Below are 21,716 nucleotides of genomic sequence, written 5' to 3'. Positions count from 1 at the left end.
CGAGGCAGTCATACGGGTTTGGGTTCGGCGTCGATCGCACGGCCAAGTTCATGCTCGTGCGCGCCGCGGCGGCGCAGCTTGTCGAGCACCAGATACACCACAGGCGTGGTCAGCAGAGTGAGGAGCTGGCTGGCGATGAGCCCGCCGATGATCGCGACGCCCAGCGGCCGGCGCAACTCCGCACCCTCGCCGAAACCGATGGCGAGCGGCAGCGCCCCGAGCGCAGCCGCCATGGTCGTCATCAGGATCGGCCGGAAGCGCAGCAGGCAAGCCTCACGCACGGCTTCGAGCGGCGACAGCCCGCGCGAGCGTTCGGCCTCCAGCGCGAAGTCGATGATGAGGATGGCGTTCTTCTTCACGATGCCGATCAGCAAGAACACGCCGATCAACGCGATGATCGAAAACTCCATCCTGAACAGCAGCAGTGCCAGCACCGCACCGACGCCCGCCGACGGCAAGGTCGAGAGCACCGTGATCGGATGCACCAGGCTCTCGTACAGGATGCCGAGCACGATGTAGATGACGACCAGCGCCGCCAGGATCAGCATCGTCTGCTGGCCCTGCGATTGCTGCGCGCTCAACGCGGTACCAGCGAAGGCGCCGCGCACGTTGGTCGGCATCGCGATGTTGGCCTCGGCTTTGGCAACCGCCTCGCGGGCATCGCCGAGGTTGGCGCCTTCGGCCAGGTTGAACGAAATGGTCGTCGCCAGCTCGCCGTCTTCATGGCTCACCGACGTCGCGACCGAGTTCTCCATGAACTGCGCCACCGACGAAAGCGGCACCAGGCTCGTTGCAGTGTTGCTGAGCACGTTGCCGGTGGAAGCGTTGCGCGAGCCGGGGTTGGCGGACACCGGGACGGCGCCAGTGCTCGAACCCGTCGCAGTGGAAGCTGCGGCCCCGCTCGTGGTTTTGGTCGCGGTGCCGGTCGAGGTGGTGTCCGCTGCTTCGGTGGTCACCGTCTGTCCCGCGATGACCGCCGTACGCGTGGCTGGCACGTACACGTCCTTCAGCGCGTTCGGGCTCTGCGCATAGCGCGGCGCCCACTCCATCACGACGTGGTACTGGTTCAGTTCGGTGTAGATGGTCGCGACCTGACGCTGCCCGAAGGCGTTGTACAGAGCGTTGTCGATGGCCGTCGACGTGACGCCGAGACGCCGTGCCGTATCGCGATCGACCTTGGCGACAGTTTCGACGCCGTTCTGATCCTGGTCAGTGTCGACGTCGGTCAGCACCGGCTGCAGCTTGAGTTCGTCGGACAGCTTGACGGCCCACGTCCGCAGGTCGGCCAGGCTGTCGCTCTTGAGCGTGTACTGGTAGGTCGAATTGCTGGCGCGGCCGCCCGAGCGCACGTCTTGCACCGTGCCCAGAAAGACGCGCAGACCGGTGACCTGGTTCAGCTGCGGTCGCAGCCGCGCGATGACCGTCAGGCCGCTGTCCTTGCGCTGGTTGGCCGGCTTCAGGTTGACGAACATGAAGCCCCCCCCGGCCCGCCCGCCACCGGTGAAGCCGATCACGGTGTCGACCGCTTCGTCCTTGCGGATGATGTCGACCACCTGCCGCAGCTTGGCCGCCATCGCTTGCGACGAGATGCTCTGGTCGGCACGCAGGCCCCCGTTGAGCTGGCCGCTGTCCTGCTGCGGAAAGAACCCCTTGGGTGCTGCACTGAACAGGTAGACGTTGAGGCCGATGACCGCCAGCAGGATGAGCATGACCAGCGCCTTGCTGTCGAGCGCCCAGTCGAGGCTGGCTTCGTAGCGGCGGAGCACCCAGTCGTAGCTGCCGGCGGCCATGCGGCCGAGCCGCCCCGGCGGCTTGTCGTTCGCATGCTCGCCACCGGGCTTGAGCAGCCACGCGCACATCATCGGCGTGGTGGTCAGAGAGATGACCAGCGAGATCATCACCGCGGCCGACAAAGTGACCGCGAACTCGCGGAAGAGGCGCCCGGTTTGCCCGCCCATGAACAGCAAAGGAATGAAAACCGCAACCAACGACACGCTGATCGACAACACCGTGAACCCGACCTCTTTGGCACCGAGCAGCGCCGCCTTCATGCGCGACATGCCGGCATCGATGTGTCGGCTGGTGTTCTCCAGCACCACGATGGCATCGTCGACCACGAACCCGGTCGCCACCGTCAGCGCCATCAGGCTGAAATTGTTGAGGCTGAAGCCCAGCAGGTACATCACGCCGAAGGTGCCCAACAGCGCCACCACGGTCGCTACTGCGGGCACGATGGTCGCGCGCACGCTGCGCAAGAACAAGCTGACGACCAGCACCACCAGCAACACCGAGATGATCAGCGTCACCTCGACTTCATGCAGCGAGCTGCGGATCGAATTGGTGCTGTCGGATGCCACCTGCAACTGCACGTCGGGTGGCAATTGCGCCTGAAGTTCCGGCAGCAGCGCACGCACGCTGTCGACGGTTGCGATGATGTTGGCCGAAGGCTGGCGCGTGATGAGCACGATGATCGCCGGTTCGCCGTTGAAGAGGCCGAGCGTGCGCGTGTCTTCCACGCCGTCGTTGACTTCGGCGACGTCTTGCAGCCGTACCGCTGCGCCGTTGCGCCAGGCCACGACCATCGGTGCGTAGTCGCTGGCTTTGAGGGCCGGTGTCTGCGTGTAGATCTGCAGCTTGCGGCCGTCGCCCTGCACTGCCCCCTTGGGCCGATTGGCGTTGGCCGCCTGAACGGCAGCGCGAACGTCTTCGGTACTCACGCCATAGCGGTTCAGCGCGAAGGGCAGCAACTCGATGCGCACTGCCGGCAACGAGCCGCCGCCGATTTCGACATCGCCCACGCCATCGACTTGCGACAACCGCTGGCTCACGATGTTCGACACCGCGTCGTAGATCTGGCCCGGCGTCTTGGTCTTGGACGTGAGCGCCAGGATGATGACCGGAGATGCCGCCGGGTTGGCCTTGCGGTACGTCGGATTGCTGCGCAGCGTGGCCGGCAAGTCGACCCGGCTGGCGTTAATGGCGGCCTGCACCTCGCGCGCGGCGCCGTCGATGTTGCGGCTCAGGTCGAACTGCAGCGTGACGCGCGCCGAGCCGACCGAACTGGTCGACGTCATTTCGTTGACACCGGCAATGGTGCCGAGGTGCCGTTCGAGCGGCGTCGCGACGCTGGTCGCCATGGTCTCCGGGCTGGCGCCGGGGATGGAAGCGCGCACCGAGATCACCGGATAGTCGACCTGCGGCAGCGGCGACACCGGCAGCACGAAGAAGGCCGCGATGCCGGCCAGCGCGACACCGACCGTCAACAACACCGTGCCGATAGGTCGGCGAACGAACGGCCGCGACAGGTTCACGCGGGCGCTCCGTCTTCATCGAGCTCGGCTTCGGGCTTGCGGCGACGACTTTCACCACCGAGCCGATCGAACGCCAAGTAAATCACCGGCGTGGTGAAGAGCGTGAGCAGCTGGCTGACGATCAATCCGCCGAAGATGGCGAGACCGAGCGGCCGACGCAACTCCGCGCCCTCGCCGAAGCTCAGCATCAGCGGCACCGCAGCGAACAAAGCCGCCAGCGTCGTCATCAGGATCGGCCGAAAGCGCAGCAGCGCCGCCTGGTGGATCGCCTCTTGCGCCGACTTGCCCTGCGTGCGCTCGGCATCGATCGCGAAGTCGATCATCATGATCGCGTTCTTCTTCACGATGCCGATCAGCAGGATGATGCCGATGATGCCGATCACGCCCAGGTCGTTGCCGGTGATCATCAACGCCAGCAGCGCGCCGACACCGGCCGATGGCAGCGTCGACAAGATCGTGAGCGGATGCACGTAGCTTTCGTACAGCACGCCCAGCACGATGTAGACGCACACCACCGCCGCGAGGATGAGCCAGAGCTGATTCGACAGCGAGCGTTCGTAAGCACCCGACGCGCCGAGGAAGGTCATCGTCACGCTGGCCGGCAAGCCGATCTCCTTGGCCGCGGCGCGAATCGCATCGACCGATGCGCCGAGCGACACACCCGGCGCGGTGTCGAAGTTGAGCGTGCTGGCCGGGTACTGCGCCACGTGCGTGATCTGCAGCGGCGCCTGCTGCTCGGTGATGCTGGCGATCGCCGACAAAGGTGTCGCTACGCCCGAGCCGGCGATGAGGTTCAGGTCGCCGAGCTTTTGCGGCGTGTTCACCAGGCCGGGCTGCGATTCCAGGATCACGCGGTACTGGTTGGTCTCGGTGAAGATGGTCGAGACGATGCGCTGGCCGAAGGCACTGTAGAGCGCGTCGTCGACCGAACTCGCGGTGATCGACAGGCGCGCCGCGGTGTCGCGGTTCACGTTGACGAAAGCGGCCAGGCCCTGCGCGCCGGCATCGCTGCTGACGTTGCGCACCTGCTTGACCGTTTGCAGCCGGTCCACCAGCCGGGTCATCCACTGCGTGATGATGGCGCTGTCGACACCTTCGAGCGACGCGCGAAATTCGGTAGGCCCGGTCTCGGCATCGATGGTCAAGTCTTGCGTCGGCTGCAGGTACAGAGTGACGCCGGCGACGGTCTGCGCCCGGTCGCGCAGCCGGTCCATCAGCGCCTGCTGGTTGCCATGGCTGGCGCGCAGGTTGATGAGCATGCTGCCGGTGTTGAGCATCTTGTTGTTGGCCGCATCGACACCGACGAACGAACTGAGGCTTTCGACATCCGGGTCTTCGAGAATCGCCTTGGCAGCGGCTTGCTGCAGCAGCGACATGCGCTCGAACGACACGTCTTGCGCAGCCTGGATGCGCCCTTGCAGTTGCCCCGTGTCCTGCGTCGGAAACAGTCCTTTGGGAATGCTCAGGTACAGCGCCACCGTGATGACCATCGTGAGCAGCGCGACCACGAGCGTCAGCGCCTGGTGCGCGAACACCCAGTGCAGCGACCGGTCGTAACGGACCATCACGCCGGAGAAGAAGTTTTGAAGGCGCGCAGCGAACCCCGTCTTGCTCGGGGTGTTCGGGTTGCTCGGTTCCGCCTTGTGCGGCTTGAGCCAACGCGCCGACATCATCGGCACCAGCGTGAGCGACACCACCGCCGAGATCAGGATCGTGATGGCCAGCGTGACTGCGAACTCGCGGAAAAGCCGCCCCACCACATCACCCATGAAGAGCAGCGGAATCAGCACGGCGATGAGGGACACCGTCAGCGAAATGATCGTGAAGCCGATCTGCGCCGCGCCCTTGAATGCCGCTTGCAACGGCCGCTCGCCCTCTTCGATGTAGCGCGAGATGTTCTCGATCATCACGATGGCATCGTCCACCACGAAGCCGGTCGCGATGGTCAGCGCCATCAGGCTCAGGTTGTTCAGGCTGTAGCCGAGCAGGTACATCAGCCCGAAGGTGCCGATGAGCGAGATCGGCACCGCGATGCTGGCGATGACGGTGGCGCGCAGGCTGCCCAAAAACGCAAAGATGACCAGCACCACCAGCACGACCGCCAGGACGAGTTCCATCTCGACGTGCTGGACCGATCCGCGAATGCCCGAGGTGCGATCGCTCAGCACTTCGATCTTCAAGCCGCTCGGCAAGCCGGCCTGCAAGTCGGGCAACTGCTTCTTGATGGCGTCGACCGTGGCGATGACGTTGGCGCCTGGCTGGCGCTGCACATTCAGGATGATGGCTGGGTGCAATTTCCCGTTGGTACCGGCCCAGGCGCTGAGCTGCGTGTTCTCGGCGCCGTTGACCACTTGGGCCACGTCGATCATGCGAATCGGCGCGCCGTTCTTGTACGTGACGATCAGGTTCTTGTAGTCGTCGACGGTCAGCAACTGGTCGTTCGAATTGATCGTGTAGGCGCGCTTGGGCCCGTCGAAGCTGCCCTTGGCACCGTTCGAATTGGCCGCGCTGATGGCGGTGCGCAGCGTATCGAGTCCGATGCCGTTGGCGGCCAGCGCTTGCGTGTTGGCCTGGATGCGAACGGCAGGACGTTGTCCGCCGCTGAGCGACACCAGACCGACGCCCGAAACCTGACTGATCTTCTGCGCGAGTCGCGTGTTGACGAGGTTCTGCACCTCGGTCAGCGGCAACGTTTCCGACGTGATCGCCAGTGTGAGCACCGGCGCATCGGCCGGATTCACCTTGGCGTACACCGGCGGTGCCGGCAGGTCGGCCGGCAGCAGCGAGCCGCCGGCGTTGATGGCGGCCTGCACCTCTTGCTCCGCCACATCGAGCGTTTGCCCGAGCGAAAATTGCAGCGTGATGATCGACACGCCCGCGGCGCTGGTCGAACTCATGCGGTCGAGCCCCGCCATCTGGCCGAACTGCCGTTCGAGCGGCGCGGTGACCGTGTTGCTCATCACCTCCGGGCTGCCGCCGGGGTACAGCGTCTGCACCTGGATGGTCGGGTAGTCGACCTGCGGCAAGGCCGACAACGGCAGGAAGCGGAACGACACCAACCCGGCCAGCACGATGGCCACCATCAGCAGCGAGGTCGCTACCGGCCGCAGGATGAACGGGCGCGACGGACTCATTGCGCCGGCCGGCGTTCCGACAGGCGCTGCCAGCGTTCGAGCGCGGCCGGTTCGCCGCGGTCGATGCCTTCGAGCAGGCGCTTGCGACGCTCGAGCTGTTCGGGGTTGTCCTTGACCGCATCGAGCAGGCGCTGGCGTTCCTCAGCGGTGGGCGGCTTGACGGCGGTGGTGGCGGTCGTGCCGCCAGAGGCCATCGGAGTGGCCATCGAACCGGCGGGCGGTGCAACAGGAGCGGCCGAAGTGCCTTGCCGCCGGCCACTGGCGGCCCCAGATGCCGCACCCGCCGGACGATCGACCGTGGTCTGTACACGCGCGCCGTCCTTCAACCGGTCGCCGCCTTCGGTCACGACCTCTTCGCCGGACTTCAGGCCCGACATGATCGCCACGTTGTCGACGCTCGATTCGCCGCGCGTCACCGGGCGCTGGCTCACCGTCTTGTCTTCGTTGATGACGTAGACGTAGTCGCCGTTGGGACCATGCCGCAGCGCCGTCACCGGCACGACGACGGCGGCGCTGATGGTGCGCATCAGCAGCCGCACGTTCACGAACTGATTAGGGAACAAGGCCGAGTCGGCATTGGCAAAGCGCGCCTTCGACTTGACCGTGCCGGTGTTCGTATCGACCGAGTTGTCGAGCGTCGAGAACATGCCTGTCGCGAGTTGCTTGATGCGGGTGCGGTCGAGCGCCGTGGCCGGCAATTGGGCGCCAGCCGCGAGCCGTTGCTGGATCTCTGGCACGCGGTCCTGCGGCACGGAGAACGCCACGTCGATGGGCGACAGCTGCGTGATGACTGCAACGCCGGTCGTGCTGCCGGTCGACACGTAGTTGCCCGCGTCGACCGGCCGCAAACCGACCCGGCCACTCACCGGCGCGACGATGCGCGCGTAGTTCAGGTTGAGCTTGGCGGTGCTTTCGTTGGCGCGGTCGATGGTGACCGTGCCTTCGAGCTGCTTGACCAATGCGGCCTGCGTATCGACGTCTTGCCGTGCGATCGAGTCCTGCCCGAGCAGCGTGCGGTATCGCTCCAAGGTGACTTTTGCTGCCGACAACTGGGCTTCATCGCGCTGCCTGGCGCCAGCCGCCTGCGACAGCGCGATCTGGAACGGCGCCGGATCGATGGTGGCGAGCACGTCGCCCTTCTTGACCATCTGGCCCTCCTTGAAGAGCACTGCCGTCAGTACGCCCGAGACCTGCGGCTGCACCGTGACGTTGGACAGCGGCTGCACGGTGCCGAGCGCGTCGAGCTGGATGGGAATGTCAGCCTGCCGCGCAACCGCGAAACCGACCGTGTTTTGCGCCCCTGCGCCGCCGGGGCCGCCGGGGCCTCTCGCGCCGGCACCGCCCGGTCCACCGGTGCCACCTGGACCACGCCCGCCGGCACCCGGCGCACCGGCTGCCGGCTCCTTCGAGCGCTGGACCAGGTACCAGGCGCCACCGCCCAAAGCCACCAGCAAAAGAATCGCGAGCACGGCACCCACCCAGCGACGGCGACGGACCGGCGGATGGGTAGGCGACACGGTGGCGGGGAAAGGCTCGGCGGGAGTGTGTGGATCCATCGGGATTCGGTCAGCGTGAATGGGCTCAGAGGAGGCACTCGGAGTACAGCGCAGGATGGTATCGCTCCGCCTTGACGTGCCGTAAAGGTTCGGTAAAGCCCATGCGGCGTGTCAGCCACTTCGCTCCATCCGCGCGTTTTGCGCCGCTCTCCCGCATCCGGCGCCGCTCTTTTGCGTTCCGTCGCATACCGCTCGCCGTACGGGCGACGAATGACGAGAGTCACCCCATCGCTTTTTCCGGAGAAAACCATGCTGCTGCAAATCGTCACTCACACCCCACGTTGGGTTTTCGGCCTCTTCGTGCTGCTGGTCTGGCTCGGCTGCAAGCAGCTGATGTCGGGCCGCGTGAGCCTCGTCAAGGTCACGGTCATGCCGGTCGCCATGACGGGCCTCGCGGTCTACGGCGTGGCGTCGGCCTTCGGCGCATCGAACACAGCTGGCCCGGCTGCGCTGCTCGCCTGGGCCGCCGCAGCAGCAGTACTGCTCGCCGTATCGATCCGCCAGCCACTGCACGCCAACACCCGCTACAACGCCGAGACCCGTGCATTCGACGTGGCCGGCAGCGCCGTGCCGCTGATGCTCATGATGGGCATCTTCTTCACCAAGTACGTTGTCGGCGTCAGCCTGTCGATGCACCCGGAGCTGGCCCATCAGACGCCTGTGGCGGTCGGTATCAGCGCGGTGTATGGCACCTTTACCGGCATCTTCGTCGGCCGCGCCGCCCGCTTGTGGAAGCTGGCGATCCGCACCGACCGCGGAGTGGCCAGCGCCGCCTGATCTGTCGAACCCAGCCCACTGCCCCTTCACCCATTCAGCCATCCACCCACTCAGATCGAGGAGACACACCATGTCTGCTGCCGCCCACTTCAACGACGCCACCCGAGCCACCGCGGCCGGCCGCATCGACCAGCTCGCACGACGCCGCGCCAAGGCCAAGATGGGCTGGTTCGCCCACGCGACGATCTTTACCATCGTCAACCTCGGGCTCATCACGCTGTCGCTCCTCACCGGTCGTTTTTGGGCGCTCTATCCGCTGCTCGGATGGGGTGTGGGCCTGGCCATGCATGGCGTCTCGGTCTGGGCCTTGCCGCACGGCGGCGCCTTGATGGAACGCATGGTCGAGAAAGAACGCACCCGGCTGTCGGGCACGCCGCGCGGCGACCTGTGGTGAGCCGGGGCCTTCTTCGCACAGAATCTGTCGCCATGAACATCCAATGGCGCAACCTATTGCGCCACTACCTTCAGGTGGTGGCGTTTTGCAGCGTCATCGCCGTGCTGACCACCGCGATCTGGCCGCGCAAGAGCTACCTGGTTCAGCTGGGCTACTCGCTGGCTGTTGGCACCATCACCTGGGCGGTCATCGACTTCGGCCGCCATGTCGTCGACGAACGCAATTGCCATCGCGACAGTGCGGGTGGCCACGGCTGGCCCAAGGGATGGCGCGGTCCACTGCTCGCCGCCATCGGCATTGCCTCCGGTTTTTTCTTCGGCGATCCGCTGGGCGACCTGCTGTTCGGCGACGGCGTGCAGCAGTCGCCGCAAGACAGCCGCATCAGCCTTGCCATCACGTTGGTGGCGGGCGCCATCGGCACCTTCTACTTTTTCGCGCGCGGCAAGGCGGCAGCGCTCATCGGCGAAAGAAACGCCGCTGAACGCGATGCCAGCGAAGCCAAGCTCAAGCTGCTCGAAACGCAGCTCGAGCCGCACATGCTCTTCAACACGCTGGCCAATTTGCGCGTGCTCATCACGCTCGACCCGCCGCGTGCGGTGCAGATGCTCGACCACCTCAACGGCTATCTGCGGGTGACCTTGAGCGGCTCGCGTTCGGTGGCCCATCCGCTGTCGGCCGAGTTCGAGCGGCTGCGCGACTATCTGGAGCTGATGTCGATTCGCATGGGCCCGCGCCTTCGCTACACGCTGGAGCTGCCCGACGATTTGCGCGACGTTCCGGTGCCGCCGCTGTTGCTGCAGCCGCTGGTCGAAAACAGCATCCGGCATGGGCTGGAGCCGCAAGTCGAGGGCGGCGAGATCGTCGTGCGCGCACGTCGCGAAAGCAAAGCCAGCGCCGGCAAGCTGCAGATCGCCATCGAGGTGCGCGACACCGGTGTCGGGCTGGGCGCGGCGCCGCCATCGGAAGGCAGCGGCTTCGGGCTCGCGCAAGTGCGCGAGCGGCTCGCGACGGTGTACGGCGCGCGGGGTGGACTCGAGATGGCTGCGGCTGCAGACGGTGGTACGCGTGCGGTGGTGACGTTTCCGATTTAGCGCCGTCAGGTTGCGAAGCTACGTTTCTTATTACCCCGGTAATGTGATAGTCTTGCAAGCATGATTCATGCCCATACCAAACTCACCTCGCAGGGCCAGGTTTCCGTCCCGGCCGCGGTCAGGCGCGCCTTGGGCCTGACGCCCGGCACCGTGCTCGAATGGGTCGAAGAGAAGGGCCGCATCGTCGTGAAGCGCGCCACTCGCCACGATTCCCAGGCAGTTCACGACGCGTTGTTTCCTGAAGGTGCCACACCCGTCCAGGTGAAGTCGCTGGACGATTTGAAGCAAGGCATCCGCCAGCGCATGAAACGCCGCCATGCGGGCGATTGATACCAATGTGCTCGTGCGGCTCCTTGTGCGAGACGACGCTCGGCAGGTGAAGCTTGCGGAGATGTTCGTCGACGGCAACGCATGGATATCGCAGCTAGTGCTGGCTGAGACGATGTGGGTGCTGGAATCGGTTTACGACCGAACCCCTGTGCAACTCGCGGCGGCTCTTGAAATTTTGCTGGAACACAAAACGTTGACTTTGCAAGAGGCCGATACGGTCGCTGCAGCTTTGCAGAATTTCAAGCGCAAACCAGCTTTGGGCTTCTCCGATTGCCTGGTGCTGGAGATTGCCCGAAAGGCGGGCCACACACCGCTGGGCACCTTCGACAAAGGGCTTGCCAAGCTCGCGGGCGCACAACAACTTTGAAGGTGCGACATGACTGCGTCAGGACATTGAAGCCATGCCGAATCCGACAGCCCTCATCGCCGAAGACGAACCCCTGCTGGCCCAGGCACTGCGCGCTGAGCTGGCCGCCGCCTGGCCCGAACTCGACGTGGTCTCCATCGTCGGCGACGGCCGCAGCGCGGTCAATGAAGCACTGCGCTTGTTGCCACAAATCCTGTTCTTCGACATCCGCATGCCGGGCCTCGACGGCCTCGGCGCCGCGGCCGAACTGGCGGACACGTGGCCGACCGACGAAGCACCGATGCCGCAGCTCGTGTTCGTCACGGCCTACGACGAGTACGCGACACGCGCGTTCGAGGCGCAGGCCATCGACTACGTGTTGAAGCCGGTTCAGGGCGATCGGCTGCGCAAGACGGTAGCGCGACTGAAGCAGGCGGTGGCGATGTCGACGGCAACGCACAGCCCGGCCGAATCCGTCGCGCCGCAGCAAACCACCGCGCTCGAACAGACCTTGGCGCAATGGCGTCAGTTGCTCGCTGCCGCAGGCGCCAGCGCTGGCGGGCCGGCGGGGTTGCTCTCACCCAGCACGCTGCCGGGCACGTTATCGGGTGCGTTCGCAGGATCGACCGCCCCATCGGCCGTCGCCCCGCTCAAATTCATCGCCGCAAGCGACGCGGGCGGCGCCACTGTCCGCATGGTGCCGATGGACGAGGTGCTGTACTTCGAGGCGGCCGACAAATACGTTCGCGTGCTCACTGCGGCGCACGAATATTTGATCCGCACGCCGCTGAAGCAATTGATGCCGCAGCTCGACGCCAACATGTTCTGGCAGGTGCATCGGGCAGTCGTCGTGCGCAGCGATGCCGTCGATTCGGTGCACCGCGACGAAGCCGGCAAGCTGCATCTGCTGTTGCGAGGTCGCCCGGAGAACATCGCGGTCAGCCGCCTCTACGCCCACCTGTTTCGCGCGATGTAAGCCGCTGCGGGGCAGCCTGTTCGGTCTGCTCGGCCCCGTTCAAGCAACAAAAAAGCCGACCTTCTTTTGAAGGTCGGCTTCAGTGTGAATCAGCCTTGGATCAATAACCGCGGTAGTACCCGTGGCCGTGGCCGTGACCATGACCGCGGTAGTAGCCCGGCGCCGGGCCGTAGTACACCGGGGCCGCGTTGTAATAAACGGGTGCCGGACGGTAATAGACCGGCGCTGGCTCGTAATACCGCGGCGGCGCGTTGTAGTAGACCGGCGCGGGGGCGGCATACATCGGTGCCGGCGCGTAATACCCGGGAGCTACGCCAATCGCCAGGCCCGGCAGGTTGATGCCGACCGAAACGCCAGCATTTGCGGCGGAGCCTGCGAACAGCGCGCCCGCTGCGACAGCCGCAGCAGCAGCGAACTTGAGGAAGGTGGAACGGTTGAGACTCATGGTGGACTCCTGGTAAGGACACGTTCACGACGAACGCCCGATGTGTGTATTCAACGCGCTCCGTGCAAAGTCGGTGTACTCGGTCATGTGAAGAACGTTGCTAAATGTTTCTCGCAAGCACCCCCCTCTAAAATGACGCGATGACCTCTTCGACCCCTCAGCACGGTGGCAAGAAGCCTTCGTCGGCCCCGTCAAAGGCGCCTGTGAATGCACCTCCCGCACCCAGTAATTTCCTGCGCCACGTGATCGAGAACGACCTCGAAAACGGCACCTACGCGCAACGCCAGTGGGGTGGGTCGCCCGGCGACGCCGCGCATCACAAGGCGGGCATGCACGACCCGGCCAAAGTGCGCATGCGCTTCCCGCCCGAGCCCAACGGCTACCTGCATCTGGGCCACGCCAAGAGCATCTGGCTCAACTTCGAGCTGGCGAAAGAATACGGCGGCGTCTGCCACCTGCGCTTCGACGACACCAACCCGGAGAAAGAAGAGCAGGAATACGTCGACTCCATCCGCGACGCGGTGCAGTGGCTCGGCTACGAAACCTATCTGGCCGACCGCCCCAGCGCGCCCGGCACGATGCAGCCGCACGAATACTTCGCAAGCAACTACTTCGATTTCATGTACCGCGCAGCCGAGTACCTGATCGAAACCGGCCTGGCCTACGTCGACGAGCAAACGCCCGAGGAAATGCGTGCCAACCGCGGCGACTTCGGCAAGCCCGGCATCGACAGCCCGTTCCGCGCCCGCACACCCGCCGAAAACATCGCCCGTTTCCGCGAAATGCGCGATGGAAAACTCGACGACGGCGCCGCCATCCTGCGAGCCAAGATCGACATGGCCAGCCCGAACATCAACATGCGCGACCCCGCGCTGTACCGCATTCGGCGCGCCACGCACCACAACACCGGCGACAAGTGGTGCATCTACCCGATGTACACCTTCGCGCACCCCATCGAGGACGCGCTGGAGCAGATCACCCACTCCATCTGCACGCTGGAATTCGAAGACCAGCGCCCGTTCTACGACTGGCTGCTCGATCGTTTGGCCGAAGGTGGCCTGATCGCCAGCCCGCACCCGCGCCAGTACGAATTCGCGCGCCTCAACGTCACCCACGTCGTCACCAGCAAACGCAAGCTGCGCGAACTGGTCGAAGGCGGTCACGTCGACGGCTGGGATGACCCGCGCATGCCCACCCTCGCCGGCCTGCGCCGCCGCGGCTACACGCCCGACGCGCTGAAGCTGTTCTGCGAACGCAGCGGCGTGACCAAGTCCGGCGGCTGGATCGATTACGCCAGCCTTGAAGCTGCCCTGCGCGACACCCTCGACCCCATCGCCCCGCGCGCCATGGCCGTGCTGGACCCGGTCAAGCTGGTCATCACCAACTGGGACGCGTTGATGGGCGAAGGCTTTCTGGACGAATGCTCCGCACCGATCAATCCGCACGACCCGGAAGCCGGCCGCCGGCACTTCAAGCTCGGCCGCGACGTGTGGATCGAGCGGAACGACTACGAAGAAGTGCAGCCCAAAGGCTTTTTCCGACTGTTCCCGGGGAACAAGGTGCGGCTGAAGTACGGACACGTCATCGAGTGCACGGGCGGCACCAAGGATGCGAACGGCAAGCTGGTTGAAGTGCAAGCGCTGCTGGTGCCGGACACCAAGAGCGGCACGCCGGGTGCGGATGCGATCAAGGTTAAGGGGAATATCACCTGGGTCGCGGTGGCGGATGCGCTGCAGGCGGAAGTGCGGTTGTATGAGCGGCTGTTTGCGGCGGAAAAGCCGGGGAGTGGGGAACTGCTGGATGAGTTGAATAAGGAAAGTTTGGTGACTTGTGCGGCGTTTGTGGAGCCGTCATTGGCAGGCGCGGCTCTCGGCGGTGCCGGGTTTCAGTTTGAGCGGCACGGGTATTTTGTGAAGGATCGATCAAAGCCGCAAAGCTTGTCGGTTTTGGTTAACAGAACAGCCACCTTAAAAGATTTACGGGCGAAATAACTTCATGAGCTACACCAAAATTAAAGAACTTGGCCGCGGTGGATTTGGATGTGTCTGGGAAGTAGAAGATGAGACACATCAACATTTGGCCTTAAAACAATTTTTACCCGGAAATGAACTCCAAATCGCTATTGATAAAGGAGTTTTTAGCTTAGACAGCGTTAAAGCCAGATTTCGGAGAGAAGTAAAATATCAAAGTCAAATCAATAGCAAAAACGTCGTTAAAATCCTTGATCACGACTTAGATGCCGATGAGCCATGGTTTGTAATGCCATTAGCCAACGGAACTCTAAAAGAAAAAATAGACTTGATTAGACAATCAGTGGGCGACCCAACCGATGCGCTGTTTGACGTCTTGGCAGGCTTAGAAGATATTCATAAGCATGGAATAGTGCACAGGGACTTAAAGCCTGTAAATGTATTGCAATTTCTCGATGAAGACGGCAATGAATTTTATGCAATATCTGATTTCGGCCTAATTTCGGCTCTTGCATCTGATACTACAACGCTAACTCAAACGGGGCATGGCGGTGGCACGCCGATATATGCAGCCCCGGAATTGATCAGAAGATTCAAGCACGCCACTTCTGCTGCAGATATATACTCGTTTGGTGCAATTCTTCATGACATATTCGACGGTGGCAATCGGACACCTTATCTAGAACAAACGGTAGGTGGGCCGTGTCGAAAAATCGTTGAGAAATGCACCAAGACAAACCCTGGCCGTCGCTATTCCGATATTCCAAGTCTTCGTGCCGATCTGTATCAAGCGTTAAATAATCAAACAATTATTTTTACAAGCAATGATGAAAAAGAAATTTCCGATCTTTTAAAACGCGATACTCCACTCACGGACAATGAATGGGATAGAGTTTATGCTTACGCCGAAGATAGCAACCGAACCGCAGTAAATTTGAGGAACATTTTTACCGCTTTTAGTGCTGCCCGGATCGTTGAGCTCGCAGATTCTTCTTCCGAGTTACTGAATGCGATTGGCTCGGAGTTTTCATCGTTCGTGCGCGATCAATCTCATGATTTTGATTATTGCGATGTTCTTGCGGATAGGATCGAAGTTCTATTTAATAGAGCAGGTGTTGCTCTACAGGCACACTGCTTGATAACACTTGCCGAGCTGGGAGTAAGCCACAATCGGTGGTTTGTCGAACGAAAATTTGCCAAGTTGGCTTCGCCCAATTTACCGGCGAATGTCGCCGAACGTATGCTAATGGATGCAGAGGCAGAAAAAATTGATTTACAGGCGCTTGTGCGGCAAATAATCGATGGCATAAACATTAAATCTCATGATTTGCATTCCTTATTAGATTTGAAAGTGACCAGCGATGCGAGTTCTGACTGAACAATTTTCGCTCACAGGAAAGAATAAAATCAATGAAGATGCCATTGGATTCCGCGAGGAAAATAATCTTCATGTTGCTGCCATTGCCGATGGCGTAGGGGGGAATGATGGAGGCGCGACAGCATCCGCCATTGCAATTATGGTAGCAATCGACAGCATATCAAAAGTAGAAAATTTGCCTTTTTTGAGTATTTTCTCTGACGCAGCAGCGCATATTAAGCTTGAAGCCCAGCTGGATTTGATAAATGCCAACATGGCAACTACACTATCGATGTGTCAAATTGATAGCTTAGGACGGTGTCGAGTTGGCCATGTTGGAGATTCGAGAATTTATCATTTGCGCGGCACCGGGATTCTGCAAAAAACCGTCGATCAAACTGAAGTTGCAGCGCTAATTGATGCTGGAATTTTGACAAAATCACAGGCAAAAACCTACCCCAGAAGGACTGTCCTGACCTCTGCACTTTCTTCGAAGGGGAACTTCGATTTGTATGAAGCACAGTTTTCAACAATTTCGGGCGATAGATTGATTTTTTTAACAGACGGTATTTATCGCATTTTGGGAAAGAAAAAAATTTGCGAAACATCGGTGTCTTTTTCGGATTTGGCAGACTTTTCAAAAGCTTTAAAGAACTTGACGTATGGTAAGAATGATGACGATGCTAGTGCACTAATTTTGGAAATCAATTAGTGCTCGGAAGTCAGCGCGAGGATCGCGAATTACATTGCCATCGGCGTGGTCGGGTTCAAGAACTGCGGGCAGAACGCCGTGAAGAAAAGCACGGCCTTAGGGTTGCTCGCGCCGACCAGCAGATCCTGCAGGCAGAACGAGCGGCACGGCGCTCGGTGGCGTGGCTGGCATCGATCTCCTCACGTCGAAAACTTCATTTCCCCACCCCCTGAATCAAAACATCCCAAGGAGCAGGTGACGGAAACACCTCCTCCAGAAATTCCACAAACGCCTTGACGTTCGGATTCCCCCGCCGACTCTCCGGCCAAAGCGCGGTGATATCGAACTTGTCCCTCAGCGTGAACGGCGTGAGCACCGGCACGAGTTCCCCGCGCCGAACATAAGGCGCAGCGATGTACGTCGGCGAAATGCCGATGCCCCCGCCCGCAGCAAGAATCGCCGCAACAGCATCGCTGACGTCAACGACGATCCCGGCATCCGGCAAGATTTCCAGCACGCGCTCGCCAACGTGAAACGGCCAGCGCAAGGTCTGCCCCGAACTCTGATAGCGGAAGTTCACGCACTCGTGCGCCGCCAGATCTTCAGGGTGTTGCGGGGTGCCGTGCTTTGCCAGGTACGCCGGCGAAGCGAACGCGCGGAGCCGATGCGGGGCGAGTCGGCGCGAGATCAGGCGGCTGTCGACCACGTGCCCGACGCGGACGGCCACGTCGATGCCCTCCTCGATCAGATCGGTGATGCGATCACCCAAGCGCAAGTCGACCGACAGCTTGGGATAGCGCTCGCGAAATCGCGGCAAGGCGGGCGCCAGGAGGTTGACGCCGATCGGCAGCGGCGCGGTGACTTTGATGATGCCGGCCGGTTCGCCGCGCGCCGCTACCGCCGCCTGCTCGATCTCTTCCACGCCTTGCAGCAGGCGCAATGCCCGCTCGTGCATATCGGCACCCTCGGAAGTGAGCGTGAGCGAGCGCGTGGTGCGGGTGAACAGGGCCAACCCAAGGCTGGCTTCCAGCCGCTGGACGCTCTTGCTCACTGCCGATGGCGACACCGATAGCGCCCGGGCTGCTGCGGTGTAGCTGCCAAGCGAGGCGGTGCGGGCGAATGCGATGAGGCCGGTGAGGCGGTCGAGACTGATTCGTTCCTTCATGGCACGAGTAAACCGTCTTTTGGCCTGGTTATCAACTGCGCGGCTAATCCGTAGTCTCCAGACACCGACACCAACCGGGTGCCGATCACAAGGAATTCATCATGAACACAAGCGCTTCCACCCTGCCCGACCTCACCGTCACGCCACTTTCTGCATCGCCCTCCGGCGCGCTTCAGGGGCAGACGGTCGTGCTGTTCGGCGGCACGTCCGGCATCGGGCTGGCGGCTGCCATCCAGGCCAAGGCAGCGGGCGCCAAGGTCATCGTCATCGGCTCGAACGCCGAGCGCGCGCAGCAGGCAGCCACGGCCAACGGCCTGGACGGCTGGCGCGCGGCTGATGTCACGCGCAGCGAAACCATCACCACCGCATTGGCCGACATCGCGCAGGTCGACCACCTGGTGCTGCTGGCCGGCAGCTTCGTAGCGGGCAAGGTGCGGGATGCCGAGGTCGATTACCTGCACAGGGCGTTCGATGAGCGCATTTGGGCGGCACTGCATGCGATCCGCGCGCTGGGCGACCGGCTGTCGAAGAACGGGTCGATCACCTTCATCTCCGGCGCGCTGGCGGACCGTCCGAACGCCTACGGCACCGCAGTGCTGGGCGCAGCGTCCGCCGCGATGGAGGCGCTGGCACGCGGGCTGGCGCTGGAGTTGGCGCCGACGCGGGTCAACACCTTGTCGCCCGGCATCACGGACACGCCCCTGCTCGCCAGAGCGTTCGGCGATGGGCTCGACGCCTTTGTGTCCGGCCTGAAGGAAAAGCTGCCACAGCACCGCCTCGTCACCGCCGCAGAAGCCGGCGCCGCCGTGGTGTTTTTGATGACCAACGGCGGGATGAACGGGGAGACGCTGCACATCGAGGGGGGTTCGCGGCTGGTGTGAGCGATGTGCCCGGCCAGTCAAACTAAACTCGCTCCATGCGCCCTTCCATCGCCCTCGAACAACACCGTGACGCCGTTTACCGCGCCACAGGTCATTTTCGTGCCGCGAACCCGCGCATCTTCGGTTCGACGCTGCGTGGCGACGACGGGGAGGACAGTGACCTCGATCTGTTGGTAGATGCTTTGCCGGGCGCGACGCTGTTCGACCTGGGCGGCCTGCAAGACGAACTGGAGCAGTTGCTGGGCGTGCGGGTGGATCTGGTGACGCCGCGCGACCTGCCCGTCAAGTTCCGTGACAGCGTACTGGCCGAGGCCAGGCCGGTATGACGGCCCCGCGTCTTGCAGACTATCTCGACCACATGCGGCAAGCCGCCGCCGACGCTTGCGGTTTTGTCGAGAACATGAGCGAGACCGAATTTCTTCAGGACAAGCGCACACAGCAAGCGGTTGTCATGAGCCTGATCGTGTTGGGCGAAGCCGCAACCAAGATAGTGGAAGGCTACGCCGCGTTCGCCGAAGCGCATCACAACATTCCTTGGCGCAACATGCGAGGGATGCGCAATCGCATTGCGCATGGCTACTTCGACATCAATCTTCAAGTCGTATGGGATACCGTGCAAACGGCTTTGCCAGACTTGCGGATTCAGCTCGCCCGCTTGAACGGCTGAGCAACGCCATCAACTGACTGTGAAGGAGCCTGCGCTATGGCGGAAGCTGCAAAAACTCGCGACAAGCCTTTGATACTGTCGCCCAAGGCGTTGGAGAAGGCGCTGGCCTCGTCGGGGTTACGGGCGCGCCGCTTGGCCGAAGCCTTTGGTCAAAAGGTGCCCGGCATTCCGATCAAACCGGCGAAGCCAGCCACGGAGTCGGCTCGCAAGACCTGACCCGACGCTATTCGCCGTAAACGCAGTACATCGCTTGGCAAAGCTGAACTCGCGTGATGCGCCCTTCTCTCGCCCTCGAACAACACCGTGACGCGGTTTATCGCGCCATAGGTCGTTTTCGTGCCGCGAACCCGCGCATCTTCGGTTCGACGCTGCATGGCGACGACGGGGAGGACAGTGACCTCGATCTGTTGGTAGATGCTTTGCCGGGCGCACGCTGTTCGACCTGGGCGGCCTGCAGGACGAACTGGAGCAGTTGCTGGGCGTGCGAGTGGATCTCGTGACGCCACGCGACTTGCCCGTCAAGTTCCGCGATCTGGTACTGGCCGAGGCCAGGCCGGTATGACCTCGCCTCGCTCACGAGCGTCGAAGAGTTTGAACGCGGGCCCACCCGCTGTTTGGCAGTACTAAACTTCATCCCATGCACCCCCGAGTTCGACAGTTAAACGCGTAACGTATTGATCCATATAGGGCCGCGCATCAAACGCTCCACTACAACAGGGTCAGTTGGGTATCGAGATTGGGTTTTGGGATGTCCAGTGCCGCCAGGATGGCGGCATGTTGTGTGGTGACCGACGACAGTCCGGCCACCGGCTGGCTGTCGTTCAGAGTGATGCGGTGATGCTGAATGCGGCGCAGTTGTGCCAATGCCCGCTCGGGTGATAGCGCCGTGTCACTTGCGTGCAGGCGGGTGCGCATCACCCGGTACAGGATCAGCGCCATGAAGCAGATTGCCGCGTGCGCCCGGATGCGTCCGGGCAGCCGGTGATAAATGGGTCCGATCTCAATCTCCGATTTCAGGACTCGAAACCCTCGTTCGATGTCGGCCAGTGACTTGTATCGCCGCACCACATCCTCAGGCGCGAGATCGGCGACATTGGTCACCAGCAGCAGCTTGCCGTCCATCAGACGCGCGTGCGCCAGGGCGCGCTCATCGATGCCGTAGCTGAACAGCTCACTCTTGAGATCGACCTTGACGATGCGTGCCAGATGGGCCTCGCACACCTCGTGATAGAAGCGCGCCCGTGCACCGCCGTCAGACAGCTTGCGGCCGCGAACCTTTTTGACGAGGGCCTGATCGCTGTTGTTTTTGCTGTCTTTCCGGCTGTCCTTTGCGCTGTCCTGCGCATCGAGCTTGCCCGTCCATTGCGCGGCCTGCTGCTCCAGTGCCTCGATGCGCCGGTCGCGCTTGGCACCGGCCTCCAACGCAACCTGCGGATCGTGTGCAACCACCAGGCGCAAGTCGTTCCAGCGCGTCTCGGTGACCACCTCGGACGGCGCATCGGCGCACTGCGCCGCATGCAGTGGACCCAGCAGATCGATGAAGTCCGCATAACGTCGTCCTGGCACGGCCAGGATGAATTCCAGCTGACCCCCACCTGGCAAAGTGATGGCCTGCAAATCTGCCAGGTTGTCGCTCGAGAGCAGCCCGCGATCGGCCACGGCAATGACGCGCTTGACGGGCAAGCGCTGCACGATCTTCTCGATGATGGGCTTGAGCGTGGTCACCTCGGCCGTGTTGCCATCGAACACCTCGTGGTACAGCGGCAGGCCCTGGGCGGTCTGCACCACGCCGAGCATGACCTGGCGGGCGATGAGCCCTTCCTTGGCTATGCCGAAGTGGCGCAAGTCGCCTTCCTGCTGCGACAGGCCGCTGGCACGGATGGTGGTCATGTCGTAGAACACGATGGCCAGATCCTGATCGACCAGCGGGCGCAGCAAGCCGGCGAGCACCGCCTCGACTTCCTCGTGGCTGTCGACCAGCGCGTCCATGGCACGCAGCAGGTGCTGGTGGGTGATCGACTCGCACATGATGCCGGGCAGGCTGACGGTCTCGACCCAGCGCAGCACGCCGAGTTTGGAGTCCGGATCGCACAGGCGGTTGAGCACCATCACGCGGATCAGGGCCTCGACGTCGATGGTGTGGCGGGTGCGCCGGAACAGCGTTCGCAGACGATCGAAGCCGAGCGAATTCCACAGCTGCGTGAGAGCCCAGACGTCGCCGAAGTCGCGTGCCGATTCGAAGTGCACGACTGGTTGCGCTGCAGCACCAGACGCGCCGCTCAGCCTGCGTGAGACAGCGGGTGATGTAGCGGGTGAAGTAGCAGGCGAGCCAACGGGCTGACCGGTGACACGCAGCAGGCCGGAGATGACGGACTCGAGGCCGCTGTCCATCTGGTCGAGTCGACCCAGGGTGGCCACGGTGCGCTGCTTGGGGCGTCCGGAATCGTCGCGATAGGCTTCGACGAGTTGGACGTATTGGCGCGGGCCGGAGCGGGTGACTTTGATGAACACGCCACTACTCTAATCGATCACACTATAAATGTAGAAATGGATAGAAAATAGAAAAACGTGCCATTACCAGAATATCGAAAATGGAGCGCTAAGTCGTTGTTTATATTGGAGTCG

General features: G+C 62.5%; 19 protein-coding genes and 1 pseudogene. 14 read left to right on the top strand and 6 right to left on the bottom strand.

What is annotated here, in order from left to right:
• Positions 1 to 8: 8 nt before the first annotated feature.
• The 3 genes from H7F36_RS13300 to H7F36_RS13290 are packed head-to-tail and all read right to left on the bottom strand — an operon-like array spanning position 9 to position 8,001.
• Positions 9 to 3,311 carry an efflux RND transporter permease subunit gene (locus tag H7F36_RS13300; RefSeq protein ID WP_187051268.1) on the bottom strand — a complete coding sequence of 1,101 codons (3,303 nt, stop codon included), beginning with the start codon at positions 3,309 to 3,311 and terminating at the stop codon, positions 9 to 11.
• Entirely contained in the window at positions 3,308 to 6,445 is a 3,138-nt protein-coding gene (locus tag H7F36_RS13295) for an efflux RND transporter permease subunit (protein WP_187051267.1), read from the bottom strand. Before H7F36_RS13295 ends, H7F36_RS13300 begins: the two co-directional genes overlap by 4 nt.
• Entirely contained in the window at positions 6,442 to 8,001 is a 1,560-nt protein-coding gene (locus H7F36_RS13290) for an efflux RND transporter periplasmic adaptor subunit (RefSeq protein WP_187051266.1), read from the bottom strand. Before H7F36_RS13290 ends, H7F36_RS13295 begins: the two co-directional genes overlap by 4 nt.
• Positions 8,002 to 8,250: 249 nt before the next feature.
• Between H7F36_RS13290 and H7F36_RS13285 the strand changes: the two genes are divergently transcribed.
• The 6 genes from H7F36_RS13285 (at position 8,251) to H7F36_RS13260 (ending at position 11,915) form a co-directional block, all read left to right on the top strand.
• Positions 8,251 to 8,778 carry a DUF6622 family protein gene (locus tag H7F36_RS13285; protein WP_187051265.1) on the top strand — a complete coding sequence of 176 codons (528 nt, stop codon included), beginning with the start codon at positions 8,251 to 8,253 and terminating at the stop codon, positions 8,776 to 8,778.
• Between the two features lie 70 nt (positions 8,779 to 8,848).
• A complete protein-coding gene (locus H7F36_RS13280) occupies positions 8,849 to 9,172 on the top strand; it encodes a 2TM domain-containing protein (RefSeq protein ID WP_187051264.1) in 324 nt (107 codons plus the stop codon).
• A gap of 32 nt (positions 9,173 to 9,204) precedes the next feature.
• On the top strand, positions 9,205 to 10,263 hold the full coding sequence (locus tag H7F36_RS13275; protein ID WP_187051263.1) for a sensor histidine kinase: 1,059 nt from the start codon (positions 9,205 to 9,207) through the stop codon (positions 10,261 to 10,263).
• A 60-nt stretch (positions 10,264 to 10,323) separates the two neighbouring features.
• Positions 10,324 to 10,593, top strand: coding sequence for an AbrB/MazE/SpoVT family DNA-binding domain-containing protein (locus H7F36_RS13270; protein ID WP_187051262.1), 270 nt, complete (start codon positions 10,324 to 10,326; stop codon positions 10,591 to 10,593).
• Complete coding sequence (locus tag H7F36_RS13265; RefSeq protein WP_187051261.1) at positions 10,580 to 10,960, top strand: PIN domain-containing protein; 381 nt, start codon at positions 10,580 to 10,582, stop codon at positions 10,958 to 10,960. The genes H7F36_RS13270 and H7F36_RS13265 overlap by 14 nt, the downstream gene beginning before the upstream one ends.
• 34 nt (positions 10,961 to 10,994) lie before the next feature.
• A complete protein-coding gene (locus H7F36_RS13260) occupies positions 10,995 to 11,915 on the top strand; it encodes a LytR/AlgR family response regulator transcription factor (protein ID WP_187051260.1) in 921 nt (306 codons plus the stop codon).
• A 100-nt stretch (positions 11,916 to 12,015) separates the two neighbouring features.
• Here the strand turns inward: H7F36_RS13260 and H7F36_RS13255 are convergent, their stop codons facing one another.
• The gene (locus H7F36_RS13255; RefSeq protein WP_187051259.1) at positions 12,016 to 12,360 is read right to left on the bottom strand and encodes a hypothetical protein; all 345 of its coding nucleotides are present in this window, start codon (positions 12,358 to 12,360) and stop codon (positions 12,016 to 12,018) included.
• A gap of 140 nt (positions 12,361 to 12,500) precedes the next feature.
• Between H7F36_RS13255 and H7F36_RS13250 the strand changes: the two genes are divergently transcribed.
• The 3 genes from H7F36_RS13250 to H7F36_RS13240 are packed head-to-tail and all read left to right on the top strand — an operon-like array spanning position 12,501 to position 16,399.
• A complete protein-coding gene (locus H7F36_RS13250) occupies positions 12,501 to 14,351 on the top strand; it encodes a glutamine--tRNA ligase/YqeY domain fusion protein (RefSeq protein WP_187051258.1) in 1,851 nt (616 codons plus the stop codon).
• A 4-nt stretch (positions 14,352 to 14,355) separates the two neighbouring features.
• A complete protein-coding gene (locus H7F36_RS13245; protein ID WP_187051257.1) occupies positions 14,356 to 15,708 on the top strand; it encodes a serine/threonine-protein kinase in 1,353 nt (450 codons plus the stop codon).
• The gene (locus H7F36_RS13240) at positions 15,692 to 16,399 is read left to right on the top strand and encodes a PP2C family protein-serine/threonine phosphatase (protein ID WP_187051256.1); all 708 of its coding nucleotides are present in this window, start codon (positions 15,692 to 15,694) and stop codon (positions 16,397 to 16,399) included. The genes H7F36_RS13245 and H7F36_RS13240 overlap by 17 nt, the downstream gene beginning before the upstream one ends.
• A 193-nt stretch (positions 16,400 to 16,592) precedes the next feature.
• Here H7F36_RS13240 and H7F36_RS13235 read toward each other — a convergent pair whose 3' ends face one another.
• On the bottom strand, positions 16,593 to 17,543 hold the full coding sequence (locus H7F36_RS13235) for a LysR family transcriptional regulator (RefSeq protein ID WP_187051255.1): 951 nt from the start codon (positions 17,541 to 17,543) through the stop codon (positions 16,593 to 16,595).
• Between the two features lie 101 nt (positions 17,544 to 17,644).
• On the opposite strand from H7F36_RS13235, the gene H7F36_RS13230 reads away from it, so the two are divergent.
• From H7F36_RS13230 to H7F36_RS13210, 5 genes and pseudogenes are all read left to right on the top strand, one after another.
• Positions 17,645 to 18,424: an SDR family oxidoreductase gene (locus H7F36_RS13230; RefSeq protein ID WP_187051254.1), complete on the top strand. Its 780-nt coding sequence runs from the start codon at positions 17,645 to 17,647 to the stop codon at positions 18,422 to 18,424.
• 35 nt (positions 18,425 to 18,459) lie between these two features.
• Positions 18,460 to 18,750, top strand: coding sequence for a nucleotidyltransferase family protein (locus tag H7F36_RS13225; RefSeq protein WP_187051253.1), 291 nt, complete (start codon positions 18,460 to 18,462; stop codon positions 18,748 to 18,750).
• A complete protein-coding gene (locus H7F36_RS13220; RefSeq protein ID WP_187051252.1) occupies positions 18,747 to 19,091 on the top strand; it encodes a DUF86 domain-containing protein in 345 nt (114 codons plus the stop codon). The genes H7F36_RS13225 and H7F36_RS13220 overlap by 4 nt, the downstream gene beginning before the upstream one ends.
• Positions 19,092 to 19,127: 36 nt before the next feature.
• A complete protein-coding gene (locus tag H7F36_RS13215; protein WP_187051251.1) occupies positions 19,128 to 19,307 on the top strand; it encodes a hypothetical protein in 180 nt (59 codons plus the stop codon).
• Positions 19,308 to 19,363: 56 nt separating this feature from the next.
• Positions 19,364 to 19,653, top strand: a pseudogene (locus H7F36_RS13210) (nucleotidyltransferase family protein).
• Between the two features lie 146 nt (positions 19,654 to 19,799).
• On the opposite strand, the gene H7F36_RS13205 reads toward H7F36_RS13210, so the two are convergent.
• Complete coding sequence (locus H7F36_RS13205) at positions 19,800 to 21,602, bottom strand: IS1634 family transposase (RefSeq protein WP_187051250.1); 1,803 nt, start codon at positions 21,600 to 21,602, stop codon at positions 19,800 to 19,802.
• Between the last annotated feature and the right edge of the window lie 114 nt (positions 21,603 to 21,716).

Source organism: Variovorax sp. PAMC28562, assembly GCF_014303735.1.
GTDB lineage: Bacteria > Pseudomonadota > Gammaproteobacteria > Burkholderiales > Burkholderiaceae_C > Variovorax.
The sequence above is the reverse complement of the archived record's forward strand: the minus strand, read 5'-3'. Positions and strand labels throughout refer to the sequence as shown.

Excerpts from the sequence above, each read along its gene's own strand:
- H7F36_RS13295 (WP_187051267.1), bottom strand. The coding sequence starts at position 6,445 with ATGAGTCCGTCGCGCCCGTTCATCCTGCGGCCGGTAGCGACCTCGCTG.
- H7F36_RS13290 (WP_187051266.1), bottom strand. The coding sequence starts at position 8,001 with ATGGATCCACACACTCCCGCCGAGCCTTTCCCCGCCACCGTGTCGCCT.
- H7F36_RS13285 (WP_187051265.1), top strand. The coding sequence starts at position 8,251 with ATGCTGCTGCAAATCGTCACTCACACCCCACGTTGGGTTTTCGGCCTC.
- H7F36_RS13280 (WP_187051264.1), top strand. The coding sequence starts at position 8,849 with ATGTCTGCTGCCGCCCACTTCAACGACGCCACCCGAGCCACCGCGGCC.
- H7F36_RS13275 (WP_187051263.1), top strand. The coding sequence starts at position 9,205 with ATGAACATCCAATGGCGCAACCTATTGCGCCACTACCTTCAGGTGGTG.
- H7F36_RS13270 (WP_187051262.1), top strand. The coding sequence starts at position 10,324 with ATGATTCATGCCCATACCAAACTCACCTCGCAGGGCCAGGTTTCCGTC.
- H7F36_RS13265 (WP_187051261.1), top strand. The coding sequence starts at position 10,580 with ATGCGGGCGATTGATACCAATGTGCTCGTGCGGCTCCTTGTGCGAGAC.
- H7F36_RS13260 (WP_187051260.1), top strand. The coding sequence starts at position 10,995 with ATGCCGAATCCGACAGCCCTCATCGCCGAAGACGAACCCCTGCTGGCC.
- H7F36_RS13255 (WP_187051259.1), bottom strand. The coding sequence starts at position 12,360 with ATGAGTCTCAACCGTTCCACCTTCCTCAAGTTCGCTGCTGCTGCGGCT.
- H7F36_RS13250 (WP_187051258.1), top strand. The coding sequence starts at position 12,501 with ATGACCTCTTCGACCCCTCAGCACGGTGGCAAGAAGCCTTCGTCGGCC.
- H7F36_RS13245 (WP_187051257.1), top strand. The coding sequence starts at position 14,356 with ATGAGCTACACCAAAATTAAAGAACTTGGCCGCGGTGGATTTGGATGT.
- H7F36_RS13240 (WP_187051256.1), top strand. The coding sequence starts at position 15,692 with ATGCGAGTTCTGACTGAACAATTTTCGCTCACAGGAAAGAATAAAATC.
- H7F36_RS13235 (WP_187051255.1), bottom strand. The coding sequence starts at position 17,543 with ATGAAGGAACGAATCAGTCTCGACCGCCTCACCGGCCTCATCGCATTC.
- H7F36_RS13230 (WP_187051254.1), top strand. The coding sequence starts at position 17,645 with ATGAACACAAGCGCTTCCACCCTGCCCGACCTCACCGTCACGCCACTT.
- H7F36_RS13225 (WP_187051253.1), top strand. The coding sequence starts at position 18,460 with ATGCGCCCTTCCATCGCCCTCGAACAACACCGTGACGCCGTTTACCGC.
- H7F36_RS13220 (WP_187051252.1), top strand. The coding sequence starts at position 18,747 with ATGACGGCCCCGCGTCTTGCAGACTATCTCGACCACATGCGGCAAGCC.
- H7F36_RS13215 (WP_187051251.1), top strand. The coding sequence starts at position 19,128 with ATGGCGGAAGCTGCAAAAACTCGCGACAAGCCTTTGATACTGTCGCCC.